The sequence below is a fragment of the Streptomyces sp. NPDC047081 genome (assembly GCF_040643775.1).
Classification (GTDB): Bacteria; Actinomycetota; Actinomycetes; order Streptomycetales; family Streptomycetaceae; genus Streptomyces.
The window spans coordinates 541326-564087 of record NZ_JBEYUY010000001.1 but is presented as its reverse complement, the minus strand read 5'-3'; the positions used below and the strand labels follow the sequence as shown (position 1 = coordinate 564087).

15 protein-coding genes are annotated in these 22762 nt (G+C 72.1%); 9 read left to right on the top strand and 6 right to left on the bottom strand.

The window, feature by feature from the left end; genetic code table 11:
- Nucleotides 1-33: 33 nt before the first annotated feature.
- Both ABZ848_RS02555 and ABZ848_RS02550 read right to left on the bottom strand, forming a co-directional pair.
- The gene (locus ABZ848_RS02555) at nt 34-528 is read right to left on the bottom strand and encodes an SUKH-3 domain-containing protein (protein ID WP_360824336.1); all 495 of its coding nucleotides are present in this window, start codon (nt 526-528) and stop codon (nt 34-36) included.
- A 95-nt stretch (nt 529-623) separates the two neighbouring features.
- Nucleotides 624-1163 (bottom strand): YwqJ-related putative deaminase, encoded by a 540-nt coding sequence (locus tag ABZ848_RS02550; protein ID WP_360823989.1) that lies wholly within the window; start codon nt 1161-1163, stop codon nt 624-626.
- Between the two features lie 379 nt (nt 1164-1542).
- On the opposite strand from ABZ848_RS02550, the gene ABZ848_RS02545 reads away from it, so the two are divergent.
- The 3 genes from ABZ848_RS02545 (at nt 1543) to ABZ848_RS02535 (ending at nt 7034) form a co-directional block, all read left to right on the top strand.
- The gene (locus ABZ848_RS02545; protein ID WP_360823986.1) at nt 1543-2553 is read left to right on the top strand and encodes an SMI1/KNR4 family protein; all 1011 of its coding nucleotides are present in this window, start codon (nt 1543-1545) and stop codon (nt 2551-2553) included.
- An 8-nt stretch (nt 2554-2561) separates the two neighbouring features.
- Nucleotides 2562-5870 (top strand): SUKH-4 family immunity protein, encoded by a 3309-nt coding sequence (locus ABZ848_RS02540; protein ID WP_360823983.1) that lies wholly within the window; start codon nt 2562-2564, stop codon nt 5868-5870.
- Nucleotides 5871-6146: 276 nt separating this feature from the next.
- On the top strand, nt 6147-7034 hold the full coding sequence (locus ABZ848_RS02535; RefSeq protein WP_360823980.1) for a cellulose-binding protein: 888 nt from the start codon (nt 6147-6149) through the stop codon (nt 7032-7034).
- Between the two features lie 271 nt (nt 7035-7305).
- Here ABZ848_RS02535 and ABZ848_RS02530 read toward each other — a convergent pair whose 3' ends face one another.
- The 3 genes from ABZ848_RS02530 to ABZ848_RS02520 form a co-directional block, all read right to left on the bottom strand.
- Nucleotides 7306-8919, bottom strand: a complete 1614-nt coding sequence (locus tag ABZ848_RS02530) for a cation acetate symporter (RefSeq protein WP_360823977.1) — start codon at nt 8917-8919, stop codon at nt 7306-7308.
- Nucleotides 8916-9401, bottom strand: a complete 486-nt coding sequence (locus ABZ848_RS02525) for a DUF485 domain-containing protein (protein ID WP_360823975.1) — start codon at nt 9399-9401, stop codon at nt 8916-8918. Before ABZ848_RS02525 ends, ABZ848_RS02530 begins: the two co-directional genes overlap by 4 nt.
- A 231-nt stretch (nt 9402-9632) precedes the next feature.
- Nucleotides 9633-11117, bottom strand: a complete 1485-nt coding sequence (locus ABZ848_RS02520; protein ID WP_360824333.1) for an MFS transporter — start codon at nt 11115-11117, stop codon at nt 9633-9635.
- Between the two features lie 422 nt (nt 11118-11539).
- On the opposite strand from ABZ848_RS02520, the gene ABZ848_RS02515 reads away from it, so the two are divergent.
- The 4 genes from ABZ848_RS02515 to ABZ848_RS02500 all read left to right on the top strand — a co-directional run bounded on the left by ABZ848_RS02515 (nt 11540) and on the right by ABZ848_RS02500 (nt 20753).
- Nucleotides 11540-12328: an ABC transporter ATP-binding protein gene (locus ABZ848_RS02515; protein ID WP_360823972.1), complete on the top strand. Its 789-nt coding sequence runs from the start codon at nt 11540-11542 to the stop codon at nt 12326-12328.
- Entirely contained in the window at nt 12325-14904 is a 2580-nt protein-coding gene (locus tag ABZ848_RS02510; protein WP_360823969.1) for an FtsX-like permease family protein, read from the top strand. The genes ABZ848_RS02515 and ABZ848_RS02510 overlap by 4 nt, the downstream gene beginning before the upstream one ends.
- A gap of 248 nt (nt 14905-15152) precedes the next feature.
- Nucleotides 15153-18683, top strand: coding sequence for a transcription-repair coupling factor (gene mfd, locus ABZ848_RS02505; protein WP_360823966.1), 3531 nt, complete (start codon nt 15153-15155; stop codon nt 18681-18683).
- A gap of 27 nt (nt 18684-18710) precedes the next feature.
- On the top strand, nt 18711-20753 hold the full coding sequence (locus ABZ848_RS02500) for an NACHT domain-containing protein (protein WP_360823964.1): 2043 nt from the start codon (nt 18711-18713) through the stop codon (nt 20751-20753).
- A 37-nt stretch (nt 20754-20790) separates the two neighbouring features.
- On the opposite strand, the gene ABZ848_RS02495 is transcribed toward ABZ848_RS02500, so the two are convergent.
- Nucleotides 20791-20976 carry an antitoxin gene (locus ABZ848_RS02495; RefSeq protein ID WP_360823961.1) on the bottom strand — a complete coding sequence of 62 codons (186 nt, stop codon included), beginning with the start codon at nt 20974-20976 and terminating at the stop codon, nt 20791-20793.
- Between the two features lie 189 nt (nt 20977-21165).
- Between ABZ848_RS02495 and ABZ848_RS02490 the strand changes: the two genes are divergently transcribed.
- Nucleotides 21166-21882 carry an HNH endonuclease family protein gene (locus tag ABZ848_RS02490; RefSeq protein ID WP_360823958.1) on the top strand — a complete coding sequence of 239 codons (717 nt, stop codon included), beginning with the start codon at nt 21166-21168 and terminating at the stop codon, nt 21880-21882.
- Nucleotides 21883-21997: 115 nt separating this feature from the next.
- Nucleotides 21998-22741 (top strand): GNAT family N-acetyltransferase, encoded by a 744-nt coding sequence (locus ABZ848_RS02485; RefSeq protein ID WP_360823955.1) that lies wholly within the window; start codon nt 21998-22000, stop codon nt 22739-22741.
- The last annotated feature ends 21 nt before the right edge of the window (nt 22742-22762 follow it).

Sequence of the window (22762 nt, the reverse complement as noted above, 5' to 3'; positions counted from 1 at the left end):
GTGCCGGTTCGGCCCGCTGCCGGCCCTGCCGGCTCAGCCCGCTGTCAGGCGTACCGGTTCGATGCCCGTGACGAGGCCGGCCAGGGCCTGGTCGATGTCGGGGCCGAGGTACCAGTCGCCGGTGTGGTCCAGGGCGTAGACGCGGCCCTCGGCGTCGATGGCCAGGAGGGCCTGGGTGTCGGTCTCGGCGCCGAGCGGGCTGACCTCGGTGTCGAGGGCGCGGCCGAGGTCGCCGAGGGTGCGGGCCAGGTGCAGGCCGTGCAGCGGGTCGAGATGGACCGCGGCGGGGGCGACCTGGCGGCCGGGACCGGTGGGCGCGATGTGCAGACCGCCGAACTCGGCCCACGCCTCCACCGCGGCGGGGAAGACGGCGTGCCGGTGACCCGCGGGCGACGCGTGGTCGCGCAGCGCGTCGGCCCAGTACTCGGCCTGTTTTATGTCCCAGCGCCCGGGCTGCCAGCCGGCGGCGCGCAGGGCGGCGTCGACGGGCACGGGGAAGCGGGTGGTGGAGGTGCGGTCGGGGTGCATCTGCCCTTCGATCGTCGAGGTCATGGGGCGGCGCCGGGGCCGTATAGCGGGTGTTGCCTTGTTCTTGTTCTTGTTGCGGTGCTGGGGGTGGGGGGCTAGTCGTCCGCCGCCGCGGGGTCGACGACACGTACGCCGAAGTGGGCGCTGAGGGCGGCACAGGCGCGGCAGGGCGCGGCGAAGCTGCCGTGCAGCGGGTCGCCGTCCTCGCGGATGCGGCGGGCGGTGAGCTTGGCCTGCTTGAGGGCCTTGCGGGCCTCGCCGTTGGTCATGGGCCTGCGGGCGGCGCGCTTGCTGCGGGCGTCGTCCGCGGCGGCTATGTGCCGCGAGATGAGGATCGTCTCGGCGCAGCGGCCGGTGAAACGGTCGCGCTGGGCGCTGGTGAGCGTGTCGAGGAAGTCCTGGACGAGCGGGTGCAGCGGCGGCGGCTGGTCGCCGCGGGCGGCCGTGCCGGTGAGGGTGGCGCCGCGGACGGAGAGGGCGGCGGCGACGGTGGGGAGTATGCCGTCGCGACGGTGCAGCAGGGCGGGCGCGTGCGGTGCCTCGGTGCTGCTCCAGCCGATGCGCGGGTCGCCGGACATACCGGTGTCGCGGGCGTCCGTGTGCGGTCCCGTCTGCGTGGCGTTCATGATCGTCATCCCCTCCCGAGCATCCCCCGGAGGTCACAGAGTGCCAAATCCCGTGGCGGGTGCGGAAGCTGGGGCGGTGCGACACGCCCGGGTTTGGGCGGGCTGTCACGAGGGGGTGACGGCTGGTCACGGAAGCGGAGGGGGTCATGGCCGGTGCCGGTGACCGGTGTCGTCGTACCGCATAGGCTGTCGTTGCCGCGATTCGCGCGGGCGACGCATGTCGTGCGCGCGAAGGCGCGTGGTGGGACGCGCGGGTGCGCGTGGTCAACACGCTTGGGTGACGGTCGAGACGGAAGTCGAGACGGACGAGACAGTCGATACGGTGCGTAGCGGGCGGTGGGAGCCGGTCGTTGCGGGTCGTACCAGAGTGCCGCAGGGGGCAACCGCCATGACGACAGGTCGGCTCGGGCAGAAGGCCGCGCCGCCGAACGCGGCCTATGCCGGGCAGGTCGTGCACTTCCCGGATCCGGTCCGGGCGGCGCGTCACCCGAGAGGGGTACGCGTGGACGAGCACGGTTACCCCGACTTCTCGCCCTACGCGCGTGCGGCCGCGGAGATCGCGGAGCCGCCGGAGGGCTTCGGCGTGGACGAACTGCGCCTCACGGACTACGTCTCGGCGAACGCGGCGCTCGCGGCGACCGGTCACGATCTGTGGGACACGGTGCCGGCGGTGGCGACGCCGCACGGCTGGACCTGGCACCACGTGGTGGGCACGCGCCGGCTCGAACTGATCCCCGTCGACGTGAAGGCGCTGCTGCGGCATCACGGCGGCATCGCGACCTCGGCCGTCGACCAGAACAAGAGGGGCACACGGCCGTTGCAGGAGACGCGTCCGGCGCACTTCGGGCTGCCGAAGTCCGGGGTCGCGGTGACGGAGGGCCAGGTGCAGGGCGTCGAGGAGGACCTCGGCTACCGCCTGCCGGGCGGCTACCGGACGTTCCTGAAGGCGGCGGGCGGAAGCGCGCCGGTGGGCACGGCCCTCGACGCCGAACTGGGCCTGCTGATCGACCAGCCCTTCTTCACGGTCCGCGACGAGGCCGCGGTCAACGACCTCGTCTACGTCAACAAGTGCCTGCGCGACCATCTGACCAAGGACTACCTGGGCGTCGGCTTCGTCCAGGGCGGCCTGCTCGCGGTGAAGGTGAAGGGCGACCGGATCGGTTCGGTGTGGTTCTGCGCGTACGACGACGCGCGGGACGTCGACCCTTCGTGGGCGCCGGCGGAGCGTGTCGAACGCCTGCTGCTGCCGTGCGGCGAGGACTTCGACGCGTTCCTGTCCCGACTCGCGGGTTCTCCGCCGGAGTTGGAGACGGTGGCGAACTTGATGGTGGACGGCGGCTTCGCGAGGTCGGTGGCGCTGTCGTCGGCTTCGGCTTCGGCGTCGTCGGTGGGGGAGTGAACTGAACGATGGTGACTTTCGCGCAGGCGCAGGAGCGCGCCGAGGAGTGGATCAACGGTGAGGTGCCGTCGTACCAGCACCGCGAGGTGCGGGTACGGGAGTTCGAGCTCGGGTTCGTGGTCTGGGCGGAGGACCGCGCGGACGGACCGCGTTCGGACGGCGGCGCGCAGCGGCTGGTGATCGCCCGCGACAGCGGGGAGGCCACGCTGTGGCCCGCGCTGCCGGTGGGCGAGGTGATCCGCCGCTACGAGGAGGAGTACGGCCGCCCGGACACCCCTGCCGACTCGGCCCCGGCGCCGGCGGCACCGGCCCGGGTGGACCTGAACCAGACGTCCTTCCTGCTGACGCCACCGGAGTGGCTGCAGGAGGCGGCGGACAAGCTGGGGGTCTCCGACCGGCGGGGTGGGGGCGCTGGGGAGGACGGGGGTGTTGGTGCGGGCGCCGGGGGCGTCGGTGCCGGGGCTTCGCGGGGTGCGCTTCCGGAGACTCAGGCCGGGGTGCCTGGGGGAGGAGGCGTCGGTTCGGGGGCTGGTGCCTCTGACTCGTCCGTGGGGTCCGGTGGTTCGGGCGGTCCGGTGGCGGATGTGCCTGCCGGGGCGACGCCTTGGGCCGGGACCGACACCAACGCCGATGCGGGGGAGGACCGTTCCGTACCGCTCCCGGCGACGGTGTTCGCACCGCCACTGAACGAGCCGGAGGACACACCGCCGGACGCGCAGACCGAGTTGATGCCCGGGGGGAGCCGACTTCCGCGTACGGCGGTGGAGCCGGCGTTGGATGAGCCGGGTGGGCCCGGGGCGTCGGGGGCACATGGGGGGCCTGGGGCGCAGGGCGTGAGTGGTGTGCCGGGGGCGCACGGTGCTGGCGGGGCGCTGGGTGGTGTGCCCGGGGCGCACGGAGGGCCGAGTGCGCCGGGGGCGCCTCTTGGTTCGGGTGCGCCGGGGAGTGTGCCGCCGCCTACGCCGGGGGCCGGTGTGTCGGCGTACGGGTATCCGCAGGGCGCGGGTGGTGTGCCGGGGGCGCCTGTTGGTTCGGGTGCGCCGGGCAGCGCGCCGCCGCCTCCGCCGCCGGTGCCTGATGGGTCGGCGTATGGCTATCCGCAGGGTGCGGGTGGTGCGGGGATGCCGGGGGCGCCCGGGGCCGGGGCCACGCCTCCTCCGCCGCCTCCCCCTCCTCCGTACGCCCGTCCGCCGGAGCCCGGTACGTCAGGGCCGGGTATGCCTCCGCCGCCTCCGCCCTCCTACGGTTACCCGCAGGGGCCGGGCGGAGCGCCGCAGCCGCCGGCCGCTCCGGGCGTGCCGGGTGCGCCGAACGCCGGCGACATCGCGGACGCCGCCACCAGCAAGGCCGGACCTCCGCCGCGCCGGGGTTCGACGACTCCGCCTCCGCCGAGTGCGCCTGGGGCTCCGGGCGCGCGGCCCGGGGGCACGCCTCCGTCCCCGCCGCCTGCTGGGCCGGGTGCGGGTGGGTACGTACCGACGCAACTGGTGTCGGCCCTCGGCCCCGATGGTCCTGAGGGCGCGGGCGGGGCTCCCGGTATCCCGGGCGCGCCGCAGCCACCCGGCGCACCGAACCCGCCGGGCGCCCCCAACCCGCCCGGCGCGCCGAACGCCCCCGGCGGCACGCCTCCGGGCGTCCACCAAGCCGCCACGATGTTCGCCGACCCCGGCCGGACGGGCCCGGGTGGGGGCGCGCCGCAGCCTCCGGGCCCCCCGGGTGTTCCGGGCGCGCCCGGCGCGCAAAGTATCCCGAGTGCCCCTGGCATGCCGAACGCGCCCGGCGCCCCCGGCATCCCGGGCGCCCCGGGTGTGCCCGGCACGCCTGGCGCACCCCAGCCACCTGGCGCCCCTGGCGCACCCGGTTTCCCCGGCGCACCCGGCATTCCGAGCGCCCCGGGTATGCCGGGCGCGCCCGGCGCGCCGCAACCTCCGGGCGCCCCCGGTGCACTGGGCACGCCCGGCGCCTCTCATGCACCGGGCGCCCCGGGTATGCCCGGTGACCCCGGCGCGCCGCAGCCCCCGAGCGCCCCGGGTGCACTGAACGCGCCCGGCGCCCCCCAGCCCCCAGGCGCCCCCGGCGCTCCAGGCGGCGCTCAAAGTGCCGTTCACCACGCGGAGACCGTGCTGTCCGCGCCCCCGGTGAGCGGTCCCGGCGCGCCTCCGATGGGTCCGCCCGGCACGCCCCAGCCGCATCCAGCCCCCGGCGCACTCGGCGCCCCGGGTGCCCCCGGTATGCCGCCGGGCGCCCCGCAGTCGCCGATGCCGTCCGCTCCCGGCGCGATGCCCCCGCCCCCTGGCCCCACGCAGCAGCCGGCCTACGGATATCCGCCGCAGCCGCAGGGGCAGCCGACCGTGGGTCCCGGTTATCAGGCCGTGCTTCGGTATCGGGCGCAGGACGGGTCGGAGCAGCAGCTGATCCGGCGTTCCGCGCCGGGGACGCCGCATCCGGAGTGGCAGATCTTCCATGAGCTGCGTGGCATGAACGTGCCGCCGGACCAGGTCCTGGAGCTGCACACCGAGTTGGAGTCCTGCGAACTGCCGGGTGCCTACTGCGCCCGGATGATCCGCGAGCAGTGGCCGCAGGCGCGGATCACGAGCATCGCGCCGTACGGCACGGACCACGCGAGCCGGCAGCAGGGCATGCAGCAACTGCTCGTACACCAGGGCGAGTTGCACCAGGTTGCGGACGGCCCGGCGCGACCCGCGCCGGTGCGCGCGCCGTTGCCGCCGGTGCAGGCCGCGCCGCCGATTCCGCCGGAGGCGGTCGCGCAGGAGATGGCCGGTGCCTTCGGGCCGGGGATCTTCCGGTTCGAGCAGGCTGCCGTGTCCCGGCAGGGCGTTCCGCCGGTCGTGGCGCAGTCGCTGGTCGTGGCCGGACTTCCGTTGGACATGGGGCCGTTCTTCTGGGCGCAGGCCCAGCCGGGGCGGCCGGTGCCGACGCTCGCCGAACTCGCGCAGGAGCGTGGCGTCCAGCCGTCCTCCGACGCGGGCTCGTACCTCGTCATGGGCAGCGACTTCGGCAAGGCGATCTGCGTGCAGTACGGCACGGCGAACATCGTCGCCGTGCCGGTGGAGGCCGGGCCCGGCGGGGTGTCCGTACCGCCGCAGTTCGTGAACACGGGGCTGCCGGAGTTCCAGCGGTGCCTCGCGCTGCTCGGCCGGATGTGGCGGCTCCGGTTCGGCCTGAACCAGGAGCAGGCGGGCCGCTGGACCGTCGACTTCCAGGCCCAACTGGCCTCCCTCGACCCGGCGGCGCTCGGCTCGCCGGAGAGCTGGTGGTCGGTACTGCTGGAGCAGATGTGGGACGGGCTGCTGTAGCACCGCGCTGACTCCCTGCTGACACCTCGCGCACAGCACTTCGGGCCGGGCCCGGTCATCGCGACCGGGCCCGGCCCCTTCCATGAGCACCTCGGCGATCACCCTGAACCGCCACGACGCCCGCCAGACGTCCCCTCCTCCTCTCCCCTCCTCCCCTCCTCCGCACTGACCGTGACTCCCGCGCGGAGTGTCGCGTTATGAACACTTACGCCCTATACGTCAACATGTGGCGCGAAATCATCATTTCGTGTTCGTTCGGCGGAGAGGGGTTCCAGGATGAGCGGCGCAGTGGTCTCGCCCCACGGCTTCGGGACCGTACGGGGGCGCGGTTACCGTCCCGAACAGGTCGACGCTTTCGCCGCCGCGCTCTCCCGTGACCGGGACGCCGCGTGGGAGCGGGCCGCGCGTCTCACCGTGCTCGCCCGGGAGATGGAGGAGGAGGCCGCGCGGTTGCGCGAGACGGTGGCACGGCTCGCGCCGCAGTCGTACGAGACGCTCGGGGGGCGTGCGAGCCATCTCTTCGCGCTGGTCCAGGAGGAGGCGACGGCCGTGCGGGAGGGCGCGCGGCAGGAGGCGCAGCGACTTGTGGACGCGGCGCAGGCGCGCGCGGACGGCGTGCGAAGCGCGGCACAGGCGCACGCCGACGAAGTGCGCGCCGAGGCCGAGGAACGCGCCCGGCAGCGCCTGCTCGCCGCGCAGGCCGAGGCCGACGAGATCCGCGTCGGGGCTCGGCGGGAGGTCAAGGAGGGGCGCGGGGAGGCCCTCGCGGCGCTGCGGGAGGTGCGGCAGCGGACCTCCGCGATGCTTGCCGAGCAGGCCAAGGAGTTCGCCGATCGGTGGGCCGAGGTGGAGCGGGAGGAGGCCGAACGGGTCGCGGCGGTTGAGGCGCGGGAGGCCGAGCGGGTGGCTCTTGCCGAGGCCGCGCTGTCCGAGGCCAAGCGGTCGTTCGTGGAGGCGGAGGAGTCCGGCCGGAGATGCCTGGAGGAGGCCCGGGTGCGGGCCGGGGAGATTGTCGCGGGGGCGCGGATCCGGGAGGAGGGGATCGCTCGGGAGACGGAGCGGGTGCTTCGGGAGCACGGGGAGCGATGGGACGACGTGCAGGCCCAGATGGATTACGTACGGAGCAGCCTTACGGCGCTGACGGGGTCGGCGTCCGGGGAGTGACGGGGGAGTGGGCGGCGTGTGGGGTGGCTTGAGGACGCCCGGCGTTCGCTGCACGCCCCCGGCTGACGCCGGCGCCGGGGGCGGGCACGCTCACCCGCGCTGGCGGGGTGCCACCTGCGCCCACCCGTGCCGCCCCAGCGGTACGACTGCCCGCAGGCTGCGTGCGCAGGGCGCGTGGGTAGGGCGGCACGCACAGCCGCCCGCAGGCTGCACGCGTGCACCGTGCCGCCAGCCCCCGTAGGGCTGCGCCCCGCATCGGGCGCCCCCCCGCTTACGTCCCCCTCCGCACCGCCCCCGCCAATATCCACCCCTCCACCGCCTCGTACTGATGCCGCTGTTCCTCCGACACCCGGCGCCCCGACACCACCGTGCCCAGCCACCCGAACAGGAAGCCCAGGGGGATGGAGACCAGGCCCGTCGTCGTGAACGGGAACCAGTTGAAGTCGGCGTCGGGGAAGGCTGCGATGGGGGAGCCGGAGACCAGGTTGGTGCCTGGCATGAGGAGGAGGACCGTCAGGGTGCCGCCGATCAGGGTGCACAGGAGGCCCGTTCGGGTGTAGCGGCGCCAGAAGAGGCTGTAGATGAGCGCGGGGGCGATGGCTGAGGCGCCCAGGCAGAAGGACAGGGTCACCAGGGGCTGCAGGCTGCGGTGCTGGACCAGGGTCGCCAGGAGGATCGCCGGGATGCCGACCGCCAGGGCCGAGAGACGGGCCAGCGTCATCTCCCGCCGCGCCGACATCTCCCGGACGCGGGCCGCGAACACGTCGTGGGCCAGGGAGTTGGCGCAGGCGAGGATCATGCCGGCGACCGAGGCGAGGAGGGTGAGGAAGATCGCCGTCGTGACCGTGGTGAAGAGGAAGGTTTCGCCTGTCGAGACGTCGGGGCCGAACGCCGCGCGCGAGCCCAGCAGGTACGCCGTGTTGCCCTGCGGGTCCGCCTGGGCGATCACCGCGCGGCCGATCAGAGCCGTCGCACCGAAGCCGACCACCGTCATGATGACGACGAAGACCCCGACCGAGGACACCGCCCAGGACATCGACCGGCGTACCTGACGGGCGTTGGACGCCGTGTACATGCGCATCGTGACGTGCGGGAGACAGGCGCCGCCGATGACGACCGTGAGCTGCGAAGCGATCATGTCCAGACGGGGGTTGGAGCTGCCCGCGAACTCCACGCCCGAGTGGAGGAAGGCGGAGCCGACCCCGCTCTGCGCGGCGGCCGCGCTGAACAGCGCACCCGGGTCCCAGTCGAAGCGCCGCAGGATCAGTACGGCGACCACCGCGCCCGACCCGAGCAGCATCACCATCTTCAGCATCTGGATCAGCGCCGTGCCCTTCATGCCGCCGATCGCCGCGTAACTGATCATCAGCGCGCCGAGCCCGATGATGCAGCCGGTCTTCAGGGAGTCGCCGGAGAAGCCGAGGATGAAGGCCAGCAGCTGCCCGGTACCGGCGAGTTGGACCAGCATCAGCGGCAGCAGCGCGGCGATGGTCACCGCGCACGCCGTCATCCGCACCGCGCGCCCCGGCATGCGCCGTGCGAGCGCGTCGCCCATCGTGAACCGGCCCGCGTTGCGCAGGGGTTCGGCCAGCAGGAACATCAGCAGCAGGAGGGAGAGCGTGGTGCTCAGCGCCAGCACGATGCCGTCGTAACCGCAGAGCGCGATGACGCCGCCCGTGCCGAGCACGCTCGCCGCCGAGATGTAGTCGCCCGCGATCGCGAGGCCGTTGCGCATGGGGGAGAGCGAGCCGTAGCCCGTGTAGAACTCGTCGAGGTCGTCGCGGTCGGGGCCCGTCATCACGCACAGCAGCAGCGTGATCGTGGCGATCGCGGAGAACGCGACGAGGGACATGGCCTGCGCGTTGCCGCTGAAGCCGTTGGTCATCGGGTCGCCTCCCGCTTGGCGTCGAGCTCGGACTGCTTGCGGATGCGGTCGGCGATCGGGTCGACGTAACGGCGCGCGGTGTGCTCGTACAGGACGATCGCCAGCCAGGTGACGGGGATCTGGAGGACCGCCAGGAGCAGGCCGGTGGGCAGGCCGTCGGTGACCGTGCTCGTCATGAACGCCGGCGCGAAGGCCGACAGGAGGAGGAAGAGCGTGAAGTAGCCGAGCGCGGTGAGCGAGGCGGTGCGCCGCTGCCAGCGGTAGGCGCTGCGCAGGATCCGCAGATCGCTGTGGTGGCCGAGCGGGGCGCGCGGCGGACGGCGCCGGGGCGCCGGTGGTTCGGGCGGGTCGAGCGGAGGCTGCCAGGGGTAGGTCGTCTCGTGCTGTGGATGCTGCCAGGGGTAGGTCGTCTCGTGCTGTGGATGCTGCGGTTGCTGCTGTGGATATCGGTACGGGTACGACGCGGACGGGTCGTAGGACATCCCGGTACTCCTTGCGTGGCTCGGGTCCTGGCGGGGACCGCAGGGAGGTGGGGGGCGTGCGGAGCCACGCACGTTACTCGTCGGTCACCAGGTGCGCGAGCTTTTCGCCAAACTGATCGGTCGGTATGCGCTTACTTCGCTGACCTGCGGTGTTACCCCCGTTAACTCAGACTTTTGGCCGTCCGGTTGGGGTGGATACGGGAAGCGCCGGCCACGCTTCCTTCGGTCCGGTCACTCTTCCTTCAGCACCGGGAAGCGGCGCGGCGCCAGCACCAGCAGCACCAGGAAGGCCAGCGCCGCCGCACAGGCCGCGCCCACGTACACCGCGTGCACCGCGTCCGCGATCGCCCGCCGCGTCGCCTCCGGGACGGCCCCCGTGCCCAGGCCCCGCGTCACCGAGTCGAGGTCGCTCGCGCCGCCCAGCCGCGAGGACAGCACGCCGTTGGCGACGGCGCCGAAGACCGACGCCCCGATCGTCTGGCCGGCCTGGCGGCAGAAGAGCACCGACGCCGTGGTCGTACCGCGCTCCGCCCAGCCCACCGACGACTGCACCCCGATGAGCAGCGGCAGTTGGAACAGCCCCAGCACCGCGCCCAGCGCCAGCATCAGCAGCATCGGCTGCCACCAGGATCCGGGATACGGCAGCAACGGGAACGCCAGCAGGATCAGCGCGCCCGCCCCGATGCCGATCAGCGCGGTGTCGCGGAAGCCGATGCGCCCGTACACGTGCTGGCTGAGCGCCGCCGAGGACGACCAGGTCAGCGTCCACACGGACAGCACCAGACCGGCGGCCGCGGGGCCGAGCCCGAGCACCGACTGCGCGTACGTCGGCAGGAACACCGACGGCGCCACCATCAGCAGCCCGAGCGCGCCCAGCGCGAGGTTGACGGCCGCGATCGTACGGCGGCGCCACACCCAGCCGGGGATGATCGGCTCGGCCGCCCGGCGCTCCACCCACACCACGAGCGCCACCAGCGCGAGCCCGGTGGTGAACAGCGCGCACGACGGCGCGGACAACCACGGCCACGCAACCCCGCCCTGCACGAGCGCCGTCAGCAGCACGCCCCCGCACGCGAAGACCGCGAGCGCCCCCGCCCAGTCCACACGCGGGGGCGTGCGCGGCGCGCGCTCCGGCTCGTGCAGATGACGCACTATCAGCCAGAGCGCCGCCGCGCCGATCGGCAGGTTGACGAGGAAGATCCACCGCCAGCCGGCGTACGCGGCCAGCACCCCGCCGAACCCCGGCCCGGCCACCGCCGACACCGCCCACACCGTGGACAACTTGGCCTGGATCTTGGGGCGTTCCTTGAGCGGGTAGAGGTCCGCGGCCAGCGTCTGGACCGTGCCCTGCAGCGCGCCGCCGCCCAGGCCCTGCACGATCCGGAACGCGATCAGCGCCCCCATGTTCCACGCGGCCGCGCACAGCAGCGAGCCCAGCAGGAACACGACGGCGCCCGCGACGAGGACCGGCTTGCGGCCGAAGGTGTCGGACAGCTTGCCGTACACCGGGAGCGTCACCGTCACGGCGAGCAGGTAGCCGGAGAAGAGCCAGGAGAAGACCGAGAAGCCGCCGAGGTCGCCGACGATCTGCGGTACGGCGGTGGCGACGATGGTGGCGTCCAGTGCGGACAGCGCCATCGCGAGCATCAGGGCGGCGACGACGGCGCCGCGTCTGCGGGTGCCCTGCGTGCGCCTGTCGGCGACCGACGCCTGTATCTCCGTATCCCCCTGGTCCACAGGATTCCTTCCCCTTGCATCTATCTGCCGCCGAACAGCTTCCCACTTGACCCTCACGTCGCGGCAGGGTGAAAGCTGACTGGACCGATGGGTGGACCGAACCCCTGGATCGGCTCCACCCGGCGGTGGAGTGCCCCTAGGGGTTCCTCCGTACCAAGGCCCGGGACGGGTTCGTCCCGCCGGAGGACGAGACGGGGACGGGGGCGTCCTTAACCTGGCTTTACGCCGCCGGGGGGTGGTCGGAGAACCATCGACGGGTGGTTCACCGAACCGGCGGGGGTGGGGTTTTCCCCCGTAGAAGAGGGTGCCGAGCACCAGCGCGCCGGACCCCTTCGCGGCACCAGACTCATCGACGTACCAGTTCGAGCGACTCACTTCTTGACCGACATAGGAGAAATACCATGACTTCGGCCGTGACCATTCCCAGGCACGGGGGCACTGGAGGGCGTACGGCCGTAGCCGCGCGGGCGCGGCAGGTCGTCAAGGCGTACGGGTCCGGGGAGACCCGTGTCGTCGCCCTCGACCACGTCGACGTGGACATCGCCCGCGGGCAGTTCACCGCGATCATGGGCCCCTCGGGCTCCGGCAAGTCCACCCTGATGCACTGCCTCGCCGGCCTCGACACCGTGACCTCCGGTCAGATCTACCTGGACGACACCGAGATCACCGGGCTCAAGGACAAGAAGCTCACGCAGCTGCGCCGGGACCGGATCGGTTTCATCTTCCAGGCGTTCAACCTGCTGCCGACGCTGAACGCGATCGAGAACATCACGCTGCCCATGGACATCGCGGGCCGCAAGCCGGACAAGCAGTGGCTGGCGCGGGTCGTGGACACGGTGGGGCTCTCCGACCGGCTCAAGCACCGGCCCACCCAGCTCTCCGGCGGTCAGCAGCAGCGCGTCGCCGTGGCCCGTGCCCTGGCCGCCCGCCCCGAGATCATCTTCGGCGACGAGCCGACCGGAAACCTCGACTCACGCGCGGGTGCCGAGGTGCTCGGCTTCCTGCGGCGCTCGGTCGACGAGCTCGGCCAGACCATCGTGATGGTCACGCACGACCCGGTGGCCGCCTCGTACGCGGACCGAGTGCTGTACCTCGCCGACGGCCGGATCGTCGACGAGATGTTCAAGCCGACCGCGGACGCCGTCCTGGACCGCATGAAGGACTTCGACGCCCGGGGGCGTACGTCATGACCGTCCTGAAGACCTCGATGCGCAACTTCTTCGCGCACAAGGGGCGCATGGCGCTCTCGGCCATAGCCGTGCTCCTGTCGGTGGCGTTCGTCTGCGGGACGCTCGTCTTCACCGACACCATGAACACCACCTTCGACAAGCTGTTCGCGGCCACCTCCTCGGACGTGACGGTCAGCGCCAAGAGCGCCACCGACACCGGCGAGACCACCTCCGACAACGGCAAGCCGCCGGTCATGCCGGCCTCCGTGGTCGCCAAGGCGCGCGCGGCACAGGGCGTGAAGTCGGCGGAGGGGACCGTCTTCTCGACCTCCGTGACCGTCGTCGACGCCAAGAAGGACAACCTGTCGCCCTCCAGCGGCGCCCCGACCATCGTCGGCAGCTGGAACGGCAACGACGCCCGCACCATGAAGATCACCTCCGGTACGGCGCCCAGGGGCCCCGACCAGGTGATGGTGGACGCCGACACGGTCGACAAGCACCACCTCAAGCTCGGTGACGAGCTCGCGGTGATCAGCGCGGTCGGCACGCACAAGGCGCGGATCTCCGGCATCGCCGACTTCCAGGTCACCAACCCCGGCGCGGCGATCTTCTACCTCGACACCAAGACGGCACAGCAGACGCTGGTCGGCGAGACGGGTGTGTACACGAACGTCAACGTCACGGCCGCCGCCGGGACGACCGACGCCCAGCTCAAGAAGAACGTGATCGCCTCGACGGGCGGCGCCTACAAGGTGCAGACGGCCAAGGAGACCGCCGACGCCAACCAGAAGGACGTCGAGTCCTTCATGAACGTCATGAAGTACGCGATGCTCGGCTTCGCCGGGATCGCCTTCCTCGTCGGCATCTTCCTGATCATCAACACCTTCTCGATGCTGGTCGCCCAGCGGACCCGCGAGATCGGCCTGATGCGGGCCATCGGTTCGTCCCGCAAGCAGGTCAACCGGTCGGTGCTGGTCGAGGCGCTGCTGCTCGGCTTCTTCGGCTCGGTGCTGGGTGTCGGCGCCGGCGTCGGCCTCGCGGTCGGCCTGATGAAGCTCATGAGCTCCATGGGCATGCACCTGTCCACCGCCGACCTGACCGTCGCCTGGACCACCCCGGTCGTCGGTCTCCTGCTCGGTGTCGTCGTCACCGTCCTCGCCGCCTACCTGCCCGCCCGCCGGGCCGGCAAGGTCTCCCCGATGGCCGCGCTGCGCGACGCCGGGGCCCCGGCCGACGCGAAGGCGGGCCGCATCCGGGCCCTGCTCGGCCTGGTGCTGACCGGCGCCGGCGGCTACTGCCTCTACCTCGCCGCGGGCGTCAGCAAGGCCGCCGACGGCTCGCTGTGGCTGGGCCTGGGCGTCGTACTGTCGCTCATCGGGTTCGTGGTGATCGGCCCGCTGCTCGCGGCCGGTGTCGTCCGGGTCCTGGGCGCCGTACTGCTGCGGATGTTCGGCCCCGTCGGCCGCATGGCCGAGCGCAACGCGCTGCGCAACCCGCGCCGCACCGGCGCCACCGGCGCCGCCCTGATGATCGGCCTCGCGCTGGTCGCTTGCCTCTCGGTGGTCGGCTCCTCCATGGTCGCCTCGGCGACGGACCAGCTGGACAAGACCGTCGGCACGGACTTCATCATCCAGTCGGACAGCGGGCAGATGATCACCCCGCAGGCCGTCAAGGCCGTGAAGTCGACGCCGGGGCTGTCCCGGGTCACCGAGTACAAGACGACCAAGGGTGACTGGACGACGCCCGACGGCAAGACGCTGAAGGACACCGACGTCACGGCGGCCGACCCGACGTACGCCACCGACCTGCGGGTCAAGACCGTCGCCGGGAACCTCAAGGACGCCTACCTGCCGGACTCGATGTCGGTCCACGAGAAGTTCGCCAAGGCGCACGACGTCCACCTCGGCTCGAAGATCAGGATCGCGTTCAGGGACGGTTCCACCGCGAACCTCACGGTCCGGGCCATCACCAGCAACGACGGGCTGATCGACGCGGGTTCGATGTACATCTCGATCGCCACGCTGGCGAAGTACGTGCCGGCCGACAGGATGCCGCTCGACCAGCTGGTCTTCGCGACGGCCAAGGACGGGCAGACGGATGCCGCGTACAAGGCCCTGAAGTCGTCCATGCACGACTACCCGCAGTACAAGGTGCGCGACCAGACCGACTACAAGCAGGCGCTGAAGGACCAGATCGGCCAGCTGCTGAACATGATCTACGGCCTCCTCGCGCTGGCGATCGTGGTGGCGATCCTGGGCGTGGTCAACACCCTGGCGCTCTCGGTGGTCGAGCGGACCCGTGAGATCGGCCTGATGCGGGCGATCGGCCTCTCGCGCCGGCAGCTGCGCCGCATGATCCGCATGGAGTCCGTGGTCATCGCCCTCTTCGGCGCCCTGCTGGGCCTCGGCCTGGGCATGGGCTGGGGCGCGACGGCCCAGAAGCTGCTCGCCCTGGAGGGCCTGAAGGTCCTGGAGATCCCGTGGGGCACGATCACCGCGGTGTTCATCGGGTCGGCGTTCGTGGGGCTGTTCGCGGCACTGATCCCGGCGTTCCGGGCGGGCCGGATGAACGTGCTGAACGCGATCGCGACCGAGTAGGGGACCAGGGGGTACGGCCACCGCACACGGGGGTTGCGGGGGAGGGCCCGGCGCCGGGGAGTCTTGGGGGACTCGTCGGCGCCGGGCCGTTTTCGGCGGTCCGGTGTCCACCCCGCACCCTGCGTTGTCCACAGCCCCCGGCACCCGGGCGGGCGTCGTCGTACGCTGGAGGTACCCCCGGTCCGCAGCGCGCGCCGGGCGCTTCGTGTTGCCCACCCCCTGCCGCCCCCGGACGAAAGCCGCCCCGAATGAGCCTGCACGGTCTGCTCGACGCCGTCGTCAAGGACACCGCCCTCGCGGAAGCCGTCACGGCGGCCACGGACGGTCACCGTATGCACGTCGACCTGGTCGGCCCGCCCGCGGCCCGCCCCTTCGCGGTCGCCGCGCTGGCCCGGGAGACGGGCCGCACGGTGCTGGCGGTGACGGCGACCGGACGCGAGGCGGAGGACCTGGCCGCCGCCCTCAGGTCGCTGCTCCCGCCGGACGGCGTCGTCGAGTACCCCTCCTGGGAGACGCTCCCGCACGAGCGGCTGAGCCCCCGCAGCGACACCGTGGGCCGCCGGCTCGCCGTCCTGCGCCGCCTCGCCCACCCGACTCCCGACGACCCCGAGACCGGCCCGGTCTCCGTCGTCGTCGCCCCCGTGCGCTCCGTGCTGCAACCGCAGGTCAAGGGCCTCGGCGACCTGGAGCCGGTGGCGCTGAGGACCGGGCAGACCGCCGACCTCAACGCCATCGTCGACGCCCTGGGCGCCGCCGCGTACGCGCGCGTGGAACTCGTCGAGAAGCGCGGCGAGTTCGCCGTACGAGGCGGGATCCTGGACGTCTTCCCGCCCACCGAGGAGCACCCCCTCCGCGTCGAGTTCTGGGGCGACGACGTCGAGGAGATCCGCTACTTCAAGGTCGCCGACCAGCGGTCCCTGGAGGTCGCCGAGCACGGCCTGTGGGCGCCCCCCTGCCGGGAACTCCTGCTGACGGAGGACGTCCGTACGCGCGCGCGTACCCTCGCCGAACAGCACCCCGAGCTCGGCGAGCTGCTCGGCAAGATCGCCGAGGGCATCGCGGTCGAGGGCATGGAGTCCCTCGCCCCGGTCCTGGTCGACGACATGGAGCTGCTGCTCGACGTACTGCCCAAGGGCGCCATGGCCGTCGTATGCGATCCGGAGCGGGTACGCACGCGTGCGGCCGATCTCGTGGCGACCTCGCAGGAGTTCCTGCAGGCCTCCTGGGCGGCGACGGCGGGCGGCGGCGAGGCGCCCATCGACGTCGGCGCGGCCTCCCTGTGGTCCATCGCGGACGTCCGGGACCGGGCCCGCGAGCTGGACATGATGTGGTGGTCGGTCTCGCCCTTCGCCGCCGACGAGGACCTTGACGCGGACACCCTCAAGCTCGGCATGCACGCCCCCGAGACCTACCGCGGCGACACCGCCAAGGCCCTCGCCGACACCAAGGGCTGGCTCGCCGACGGCTGGCGCACGGTGTTCGTCACCGAGGGCCACGGCCCGGCCGCCCGCACGGTCGAGGTCCTCGGCGGCGAGGGCATCGCGGCCCGCCTCGACGCCGAACTCGGCGAGATCTCCCCGTCCGTCGTGCACGTGGCGTGCGGCTCGATCGACTACGGCTTCGTCGATACGACGCTGAAGCTGGCGGTGCTGACCGAGACCGACCTCTCCGGCCAGAAGGCGGCCGGCAAGGACGGCGCCCGGATGCCGGCCCGGCGCCGCAAGACCATCGACCCGCTGACCCTGGAGGCGGGCGACTACATCGTCCACGAGCAGCACGGCGTGGGCCGGTACATCGAGATGGTGCAGCGGACCGTGCAGGGCGCGACGCGCGAGTACCTGGTCGTCGAGTACGCGCCCGCCAAGCGCGGCCAGCCCGGGGACCGCCTGTACATCCCCACCGACCAGCTGGAGCAGATCACCAAATACGTCGGCGGCGAGGCCCCGACCCTCCACCGCCTCGGCGGCGCCGACTGGACGAAGACCAAGGCACGCGCGAAGAAGGCCGTCAAGGAGATCGCGGCGGACCTCATCAAGCTCTACAGCGCGCGCATGGCGGCCCCCGGCCACTCCTTCGGCCCGGACACCCCCTGGCAGCGCGAGCTGGAGGACGCGTTCCCGTACGCGGAGACCCCCGACCAGCTGACCACCATCGCCGAGGTCAAGGAGGACATGGAGAAGACCGTCCCCATGGACCGCCTGATCTGCGGCGACGTCGGCTATGGCAAGACGGAGATCGCGGTGCGCGCCGCCTTCAAGGCGGTCCAGGACGGCAAGCAGGTGGCGGTCCTCGTACCGACGACGTTGCTGGTGCAGCAGCACTTCGGCACGTTCAGCGAGCGCTACTCGCAATTCCCGGTCAACGTACGGGCGTTGTCGCGCTTCCAGACGGACACCGAGGCGAAGGCGGTCCTGGAGGGCCTGCGCGAGGGCTCGGTGGACGTCGTCATCGGCACCCACCGTCTGTTCTCCTCGGAGACGAAGTTCAAGGACCTGGGCCTGGTCATCGTCGACGAGGAGCAGCGCTTCGGCGTCGAGCACAAGGAGCAGCTGAAGAAGCTGCGCGCGAACGTCGACGTACTGACGATGTCCGCGACCCCGATCCCGCGCACGCTCGAAATGGCCGTGACCGGCATCCGGGAGATGTCGACGATCACCACCCCGCCCGAGGAACGCCACCCGGTGCTGACCTTCGTCGGCCCGTACGAGGAGAAGCAGATCGGCGCGGCCATCCGCCGTGAACTCCTGCGCGAGGGCCAGGTCTTCTACATCCACAACCGCGTCGAGTCGATCGACCGAGCCGCCTCCCGCCTGCGCGAGATCGTCCCCGAGGCGAGGATCGCGACGGCCCACGGCCAGATGTCGGAGTCGACGCTGGAGCAAGTGGTCGTCGACTTCTGGGAGAAGAAGTACGACGTCCTCGTCTCGACGACGATCGTGGAATCGGGCATCGACATCTCCAACGCCAACACGCTCATCGTCGAGCGGGGCGACAACTTCGGCCTGTCCCAACTCCACCAGCTGCGCGGCCGGGTGGGGCGTGGCCGCGAGCGCGGCTACGCGTACTTCCTGTACCCCCCGGAGAAGCCGCTCACGGAAACGGCCCACGAGCGCCTCGCGACGATCGCCCAGCACACGGAGATGGGCGCGGGCATGTACGTGGCGATGAAGGACCTGGAGATCCGCGGCGCGGGCAACCTCCTCGGCGGCGAACAGTCCGGCCACATCGCGGGCGTCGGCTTCGACCTGTACGTCCGCATGGTCGGCGAGGCGGTCGCGGACTACCGCGCGTCCCTGGAGGGCGGCGTGGAGGAGGAGCCGCCCCTGGAGGTCAAGATCGAGCTCCCGGTCGACGCGCACGTCCCGCACGACTACGCCCCCGGCGAGCGCCTGCGCCTGCAGGCCTACCGGGCCATCGCCTCCGCCAACACGGAGGAGGACATCAAGGCGGTACGCGAGGAACTCGTCGACCGCTACGGCAAGTTGCCCGAACCGGTGGAGAACCTGCTGCTGGTGGCGGGCCTGCGCATGCTGGCCCGCGCGTGCGGGGTCGGCGAGATCGTCCTCCAGGGCAACAACATCCGCTTCGCGCCAGTGGAGTTGCGCGAATCCCAGGAACTCCGCCTCAAGCGTCTGTACCCGGGCACGGTCATCAAGCCGGCGGTGCACCAGGTGCTGGTGCCGCGGCCGAAGACGGCGAAGGTGGGCGGCAAGCCGCTGGTCGGACGGGAACTGCTGGGCTGGGTGGGGGAGTTCCTGACGTCGATTCTGGGGTCGTGATCCCGCGGCCTCCGGCACCATGTGTTCATGGCTGTCGGGGGAGGCGGGCACCGGCTCGCATGGGCGGGGGCGACCTGCGCGCTGGTCGCGGGGGCGCTGGCGTACGCGCTGGCCGGGGAGCACGGCCCGCTGGGTGTCTCCGACCGCAGCGGGCTGGTCTCCATGGCCGTGGGACTGCCCGCGCTCGTGCTGGCCGCGGTTGCCGCGCTGTGGGCCCGGCCCGGCGCGTACGAGGACGAGACCGCGGCGGTCGCGCGGCTGGTGCGGGAGGTGCGGTCGGTCGGCGAGCCCCAGTGGATGCTCAGCCTCGGCGGCGACCTGACGGCCATCGACGTGACGTTCGCCTTCCGTCCGTACGCCAACGCGCGTGCCGCGACTCTCCCGCCCACGCCGGCGGGGCAGCTCGAACGGGTGGTGGAGGACTATCGCGCCCTGCGTCCGCGCAGGCTGGTGATCACCGGCGAGCCGGGCGCGGGCAAGACGGTCCTGGCCTGGAAGCTCGTCATGGAGCTGAACCGCACACGCACGGAGCGCGAACCGGTACCGGTCCTGATGGCACTGGCCGACTGGGACGAGGAAGAGCCGGTGGACCGCTGGATCGCCCGCCACCTGGAGCGCGACTACGGGCTGCCGAGCCGGTCCGCCCGACGCCTCGTCGCCGCCCGGATGGTGCTTCCCGTACTCGACGGACTGGACGAGATGGACGCGGCGGACACCCCCGCGGACGAGTCACGCGCACGGGTCGCGCTCGACGCACTGGCCCGCTACCAGGACGGCACGGAGCCGGCACCCTTGGTGCTGACCTGCCGCACCCGCCAGTACGACGACCTGGAGGCGGACGCCGAACACATCCTCGACGCGGCCCGCATCGAGATCGATCCGGTGACCCCCGGTCAGGCCGTGCGCTTCCTCGAACAGCGGGGTGCCGCCCGAAGACCGGCCGTCTGGCGACCGCTCCTGGACGAGCTGCACGCCGCACCGGACGGGGTGGTCAGCCGGACGCTGTCCACGCCCTGGCGGTTGACCCTGGTGGCGACCGTCTACGAACGGGAAGGCGACCCGGGGGAGTTGCTGACCGCGACGACCGCGACGGAGGCGGCGGATCTGCTGCTGCGCCGGTACATACCGGCGGCGGTACGGCAGGCGGCCGGTCTGCCCGGAGGATGCGGGGCCGACCGGGCGCACCGGCGGCTGGCCCTGCTCGCACGGGCGCTGGAGGCCGGCGGCGGGGCGCAGGCGGATCTCCGGCTGCGGGAGCTGAGCGGAAAACTGGGCGGGCGCCGGCCCAGGAACCTGCTGGCCGGGCTGGTCACCGGGCTCGGCGCGGTGACGGTCTGGGGCCTGGCCGTTGCGGGATCGACCGTCTTCAATCAGGTCATGATCACCGCCATGGCGGTGATCTCGCCCCTGCTGGTGCTGTCCGAGCGTCTGAGGCAACGTCTCGCGGTCGTCTACTACACGCCACGGCTCGGCAGTTCGCTGTGGCGGGTGGGTGTGAGGCTGGCGTTCACGGCACGTGGCCGCAGGCGTTGGTCGTTGCTCAGGTTCGTCGCCGTGGTGATCGTGTATGCCGTCATGGTGTGTTCGCCACCGCTCGACGGATGGGGCGGGTGGCGGGAAGCGCTGCCGCTCGCACCGCTGGTCCTCGCCATGGCGGTCAGCCTGGCGGTCCAGTGGATCGACGTGGCCGCCATCGGACCGTCGGGGTGGGCGCGCGGGGGTGTCTTCTGGGTCGCCGGGATCGGCAGTGCCGTCTTCCTGATACCCGTCGTCTGGCAGCCGGTCGACGCCTCCTTGGCCTTCGCCTTCACGATGGCGTTCCTGGCCCTCGGCGTCGGCTGCGAATGGGCGGAGTACGCCCTCTTCCTCCTGACCACCCCCGAACTCCCCATGCGCCTGGCCCGGTTCCTGGACTGGTCCGTCTCCGCCGGTCTGCTGCGCACCTCCGGCATCGCCTACCAGTTCCGCCATCGCGAGTTCCAGGAGTGGCTCGCGCGGAACCCGCTGCCGATCCCGGCAGCCCGAAGCCGTCCGCCGGAGAGGGATCTTCGCGGACGGCCTCAGCGCTGAAGGCAGTTCAGAGGGAGAGCCTTCGAAGGGCCTGGCGCTAGGGCTGGTCGGGACGTTCGCGGTCCATGCCGAGTTGGTCCTCGATCTTCTGCTGAGCCTGGTCGACCTGGCCCTCGTACTTGTTGCCCGTCCTCTCGTTGGCCTTCTTCTCCGCCATGTCGGACATGTCCTTGGCCTTGTCCTGCATCTGGCGGTTGCTCTTGAACCTGTCGAAGATGCCCATCCAGAGCTCCTTCCGGAGGTGACTCAGCAACGACGATACGACCGATATGGGTGGAATGCCCACCGGAGGTGGCCGCAGCCGGACCTGCTGAGTGACCCCGTGCGCCCTGCCGCTACGGTGTGCGCGGCGTCGTACAAGGGAAGGCGCACCCTGCGGGGGCGGACCGGGAAGCAAGGGGAGGGACGCATCGTGGTGCGTCTGAGGGGCGGGGCCGCGGTCGCCGTCGTGTTGGTGTTCGCCGTGGCCGGGTGCAAGGCGGAGACGAAGACCGGGTCCGGCGGGCCGGAGGAGACCGGGGGCGGCGGGGCCGCGCTCACGGCGGCCGAGGCGCTGACCGTGAAGGGGCGCGCGCCGAAGACGGGATACGCGCGCGACCGGTTCGGCACCGCCTGGGCCGACACCGACTCCAACTCCTGCGACACCCGTGACGACATACTGAAACGGGACCTGGAGGACGTGAAGTTCACCGGCGGCACGTGCAAGGTGTCGTACGGCGTACTGGAGTCGGACCCCTACTCCGGCAAGGAGGTCACCTACCGGCGCGGGCGCAGTCTCGTCGACATCGACCACGTCGTCGCGCTCTCGGACGCCTGGCAGAAGGGCGCCAAGTACTGGGACGCGAGCAAGCGCATAGCCCTCGCCAACGATCCGCTCAATCTCATAGCCGTCGACGCGAGTACGAACCGTTCGAAGGGCGACGGCGACACGGCCACCTGGGTGCCGCCCAACAAGGCCTTCCGCTGTACGTACGTCGCCCGCCAGGTCGCCGTGAAGAAGAAGTACCAGCTGTGGGTGACCGCGGCGGAGAAGGCCGCGATGGAGAAGGTGCTGAACACCTGCCCGGGGCAGAAGCTCCCCAGCGGCGGGAACCCGACGGAGGCGCCGGCACGGTTCCACGCCGGCTGACGGCGGACACGGGGGCGCAGGCGCGGGGGCGCGGTGGAGCCGGTGGCTGTCATCTTGGCGTCGGCGGCGGGAAAAGCGGTTTCCGGGGGTGGGACGCGCGCCTACCGTGATCCCCATGGAGCTGAAGGTCTCGAGTCTCGCCGCCCGCCCGGAGATGCTGGGGGCGGTGCTCGACATGCCCGACAGCTGGGCGACCTTCACCACCGAGGACCCCGTCGGCAACTCCCACTACGGCCGCATCCCCACCGAGCTCCCGGAGTACGTCCTCTTCGCCGAGGACGAGCGCGGCGAGATCCTCGCCCACGCCTACAGCGTGCCCTTCCGGCTGCACACCGAGGGCCGCGGCGAACTGCCCGACCGCGGCTGGGACCAGGTCCTCGTCTGGGCCTTCGCCGACCTGCGCCGCGGCGTACGCCCCGACACCGTGAGCGCGATCTCGATCGTGGTCCGCCCGGACGCCCAGGGCCTCGGCCTCTCCGGCCGCATGCTGGAGGCGATGCGCGACACAGCCCGCGCCCATGGCTTCACCGAGGTCGTCGCCCCGGTCCGCCCGAGCGCCAAGCACCTCGAACCCCACACCCCGATCGAGGAGTACGCCCGTCGGGTACGGGAGGACGGCCTCCCGCACGACCCGTGGCTGCGCGTCCACGCCCGCGCCGGCGCCACCGTCGAACGCGTCGCCCCGGCCTCCATGACCGTCGCCGCCTCCCTGGAGGAGTGGCGCGGCTGGACCGGCCTGCCCTTCGACACCCGGGGCGACGTCGAGGTGCCGGGCGCGCTGGTGCCGGTGCGGTGTGAACCGGAGCGGGGGTACGCCGTCTACGTCGAGCCCAATGTGTGGATGCGGCACTGTCTTTGAGGACTTGATCCGCTCGCGTCA

What these genes read in the sequence shown, in the direction of transcription:
- ABZ848_RS02555 (WP_360824336.1), bottom strand. Translation starts at nt 528, where the DNA reads ATGCACCCCGACCGCACCTCCACCACCCGCTTCCCCGTGCCCGTCGAC.
- ABZ848_RS02550 (WP_360823989.1), bottom strand. Translation starts at nt 1,163, where the DNA reads ATGACGATCATGAACGCCACGCAGACGGGACCGCACACGGACGCCCGC.
- ABZ848_RS02545 (WP_360823986.1), top strand. Translation starts at nt 1,543, where the DNA reads ATGACGACAGGTCGGCTCGGGCAGAAGGCCGCGCCGCCGAACGCGGCC.
- ABZ848_RS02540 (WP_360823983.1), top strand. Translation starts at nt 2,562, where the DNA reads ATGGTGACTTTCGCGCAGGCGCAGGAGCGCGCCGAGGAGTGGATCAAC.
- ABZ848_RS02535 (WP_360823980.1), top strand. Translation starts at nt 6,147, where the DNA reads ATGAGCGGCGCAGTGGTCTCGCCCCACGGCTTCGGGACCGTACGGGGG.
- ABZ848_RS02530 (WP_360823977.1), bottom strand. Translation starts at nt 8,919, where the DNA reads ATGACCAACGGCTTCAGCGGCAACGCGCAGGCCATGTCCCTCGTCGCG.
- ABZ848_RS02525 (WP_360823975.1), bottom strand. Translation starts at nt 9,401, where the DNA reads ATGTCCTACGACCCGTCCGCGTCGTACCCGTACCGATATCCACAGCAG.
- ABZ848_RS02515 (WP_360823972.1), top strand. Translation starts at nt 11,540, where the DNA reads ATGACTTCGGCCGTGACCATTCCCAGGCACGGGGGCACTGGAGGGCGT.
- ABZ848_RS02510 (WP_360823969.1), top strand. Translation starts at nt 12,325, where the DNA reads ATGACCGTCCTGAAGACCTCGATGCGCAACTTCTTCGCGCACAAGGGG.
- mfd (WP_360823966.1), top strand. Translation starts at nt 15,153, where the DNA reads ATGAGCCTGCACGGTCTGCTCGACGCCGTCGTCAAGGACACCGCCCTC.
- ABZ848_RS02500 (WP_360823964.1), top strand. Translation starts at nt 18,711, where the DNA reads ATGGCTGTCGGGGGAGGCGGGCACCGGCTCGCATGGGCGGGGGCGACC.
- ABZ848_RS02495 (WP_360823961.1), bottom strand. Translation starts at nt 20,976, where the DNA reads ATGGGCATCTTCGACAGGTTCAAGAGCAACCGCCAGATGCAGGACAAG.
- ABZ848_RS02485 (WP_360823955.1), top strand. Translation starts at nt 21,998, where the DNA reads ATGGAGCTGAAGGTCTCGAGTCTCGCCGCCCGCCCGGAGATGCTGGGG.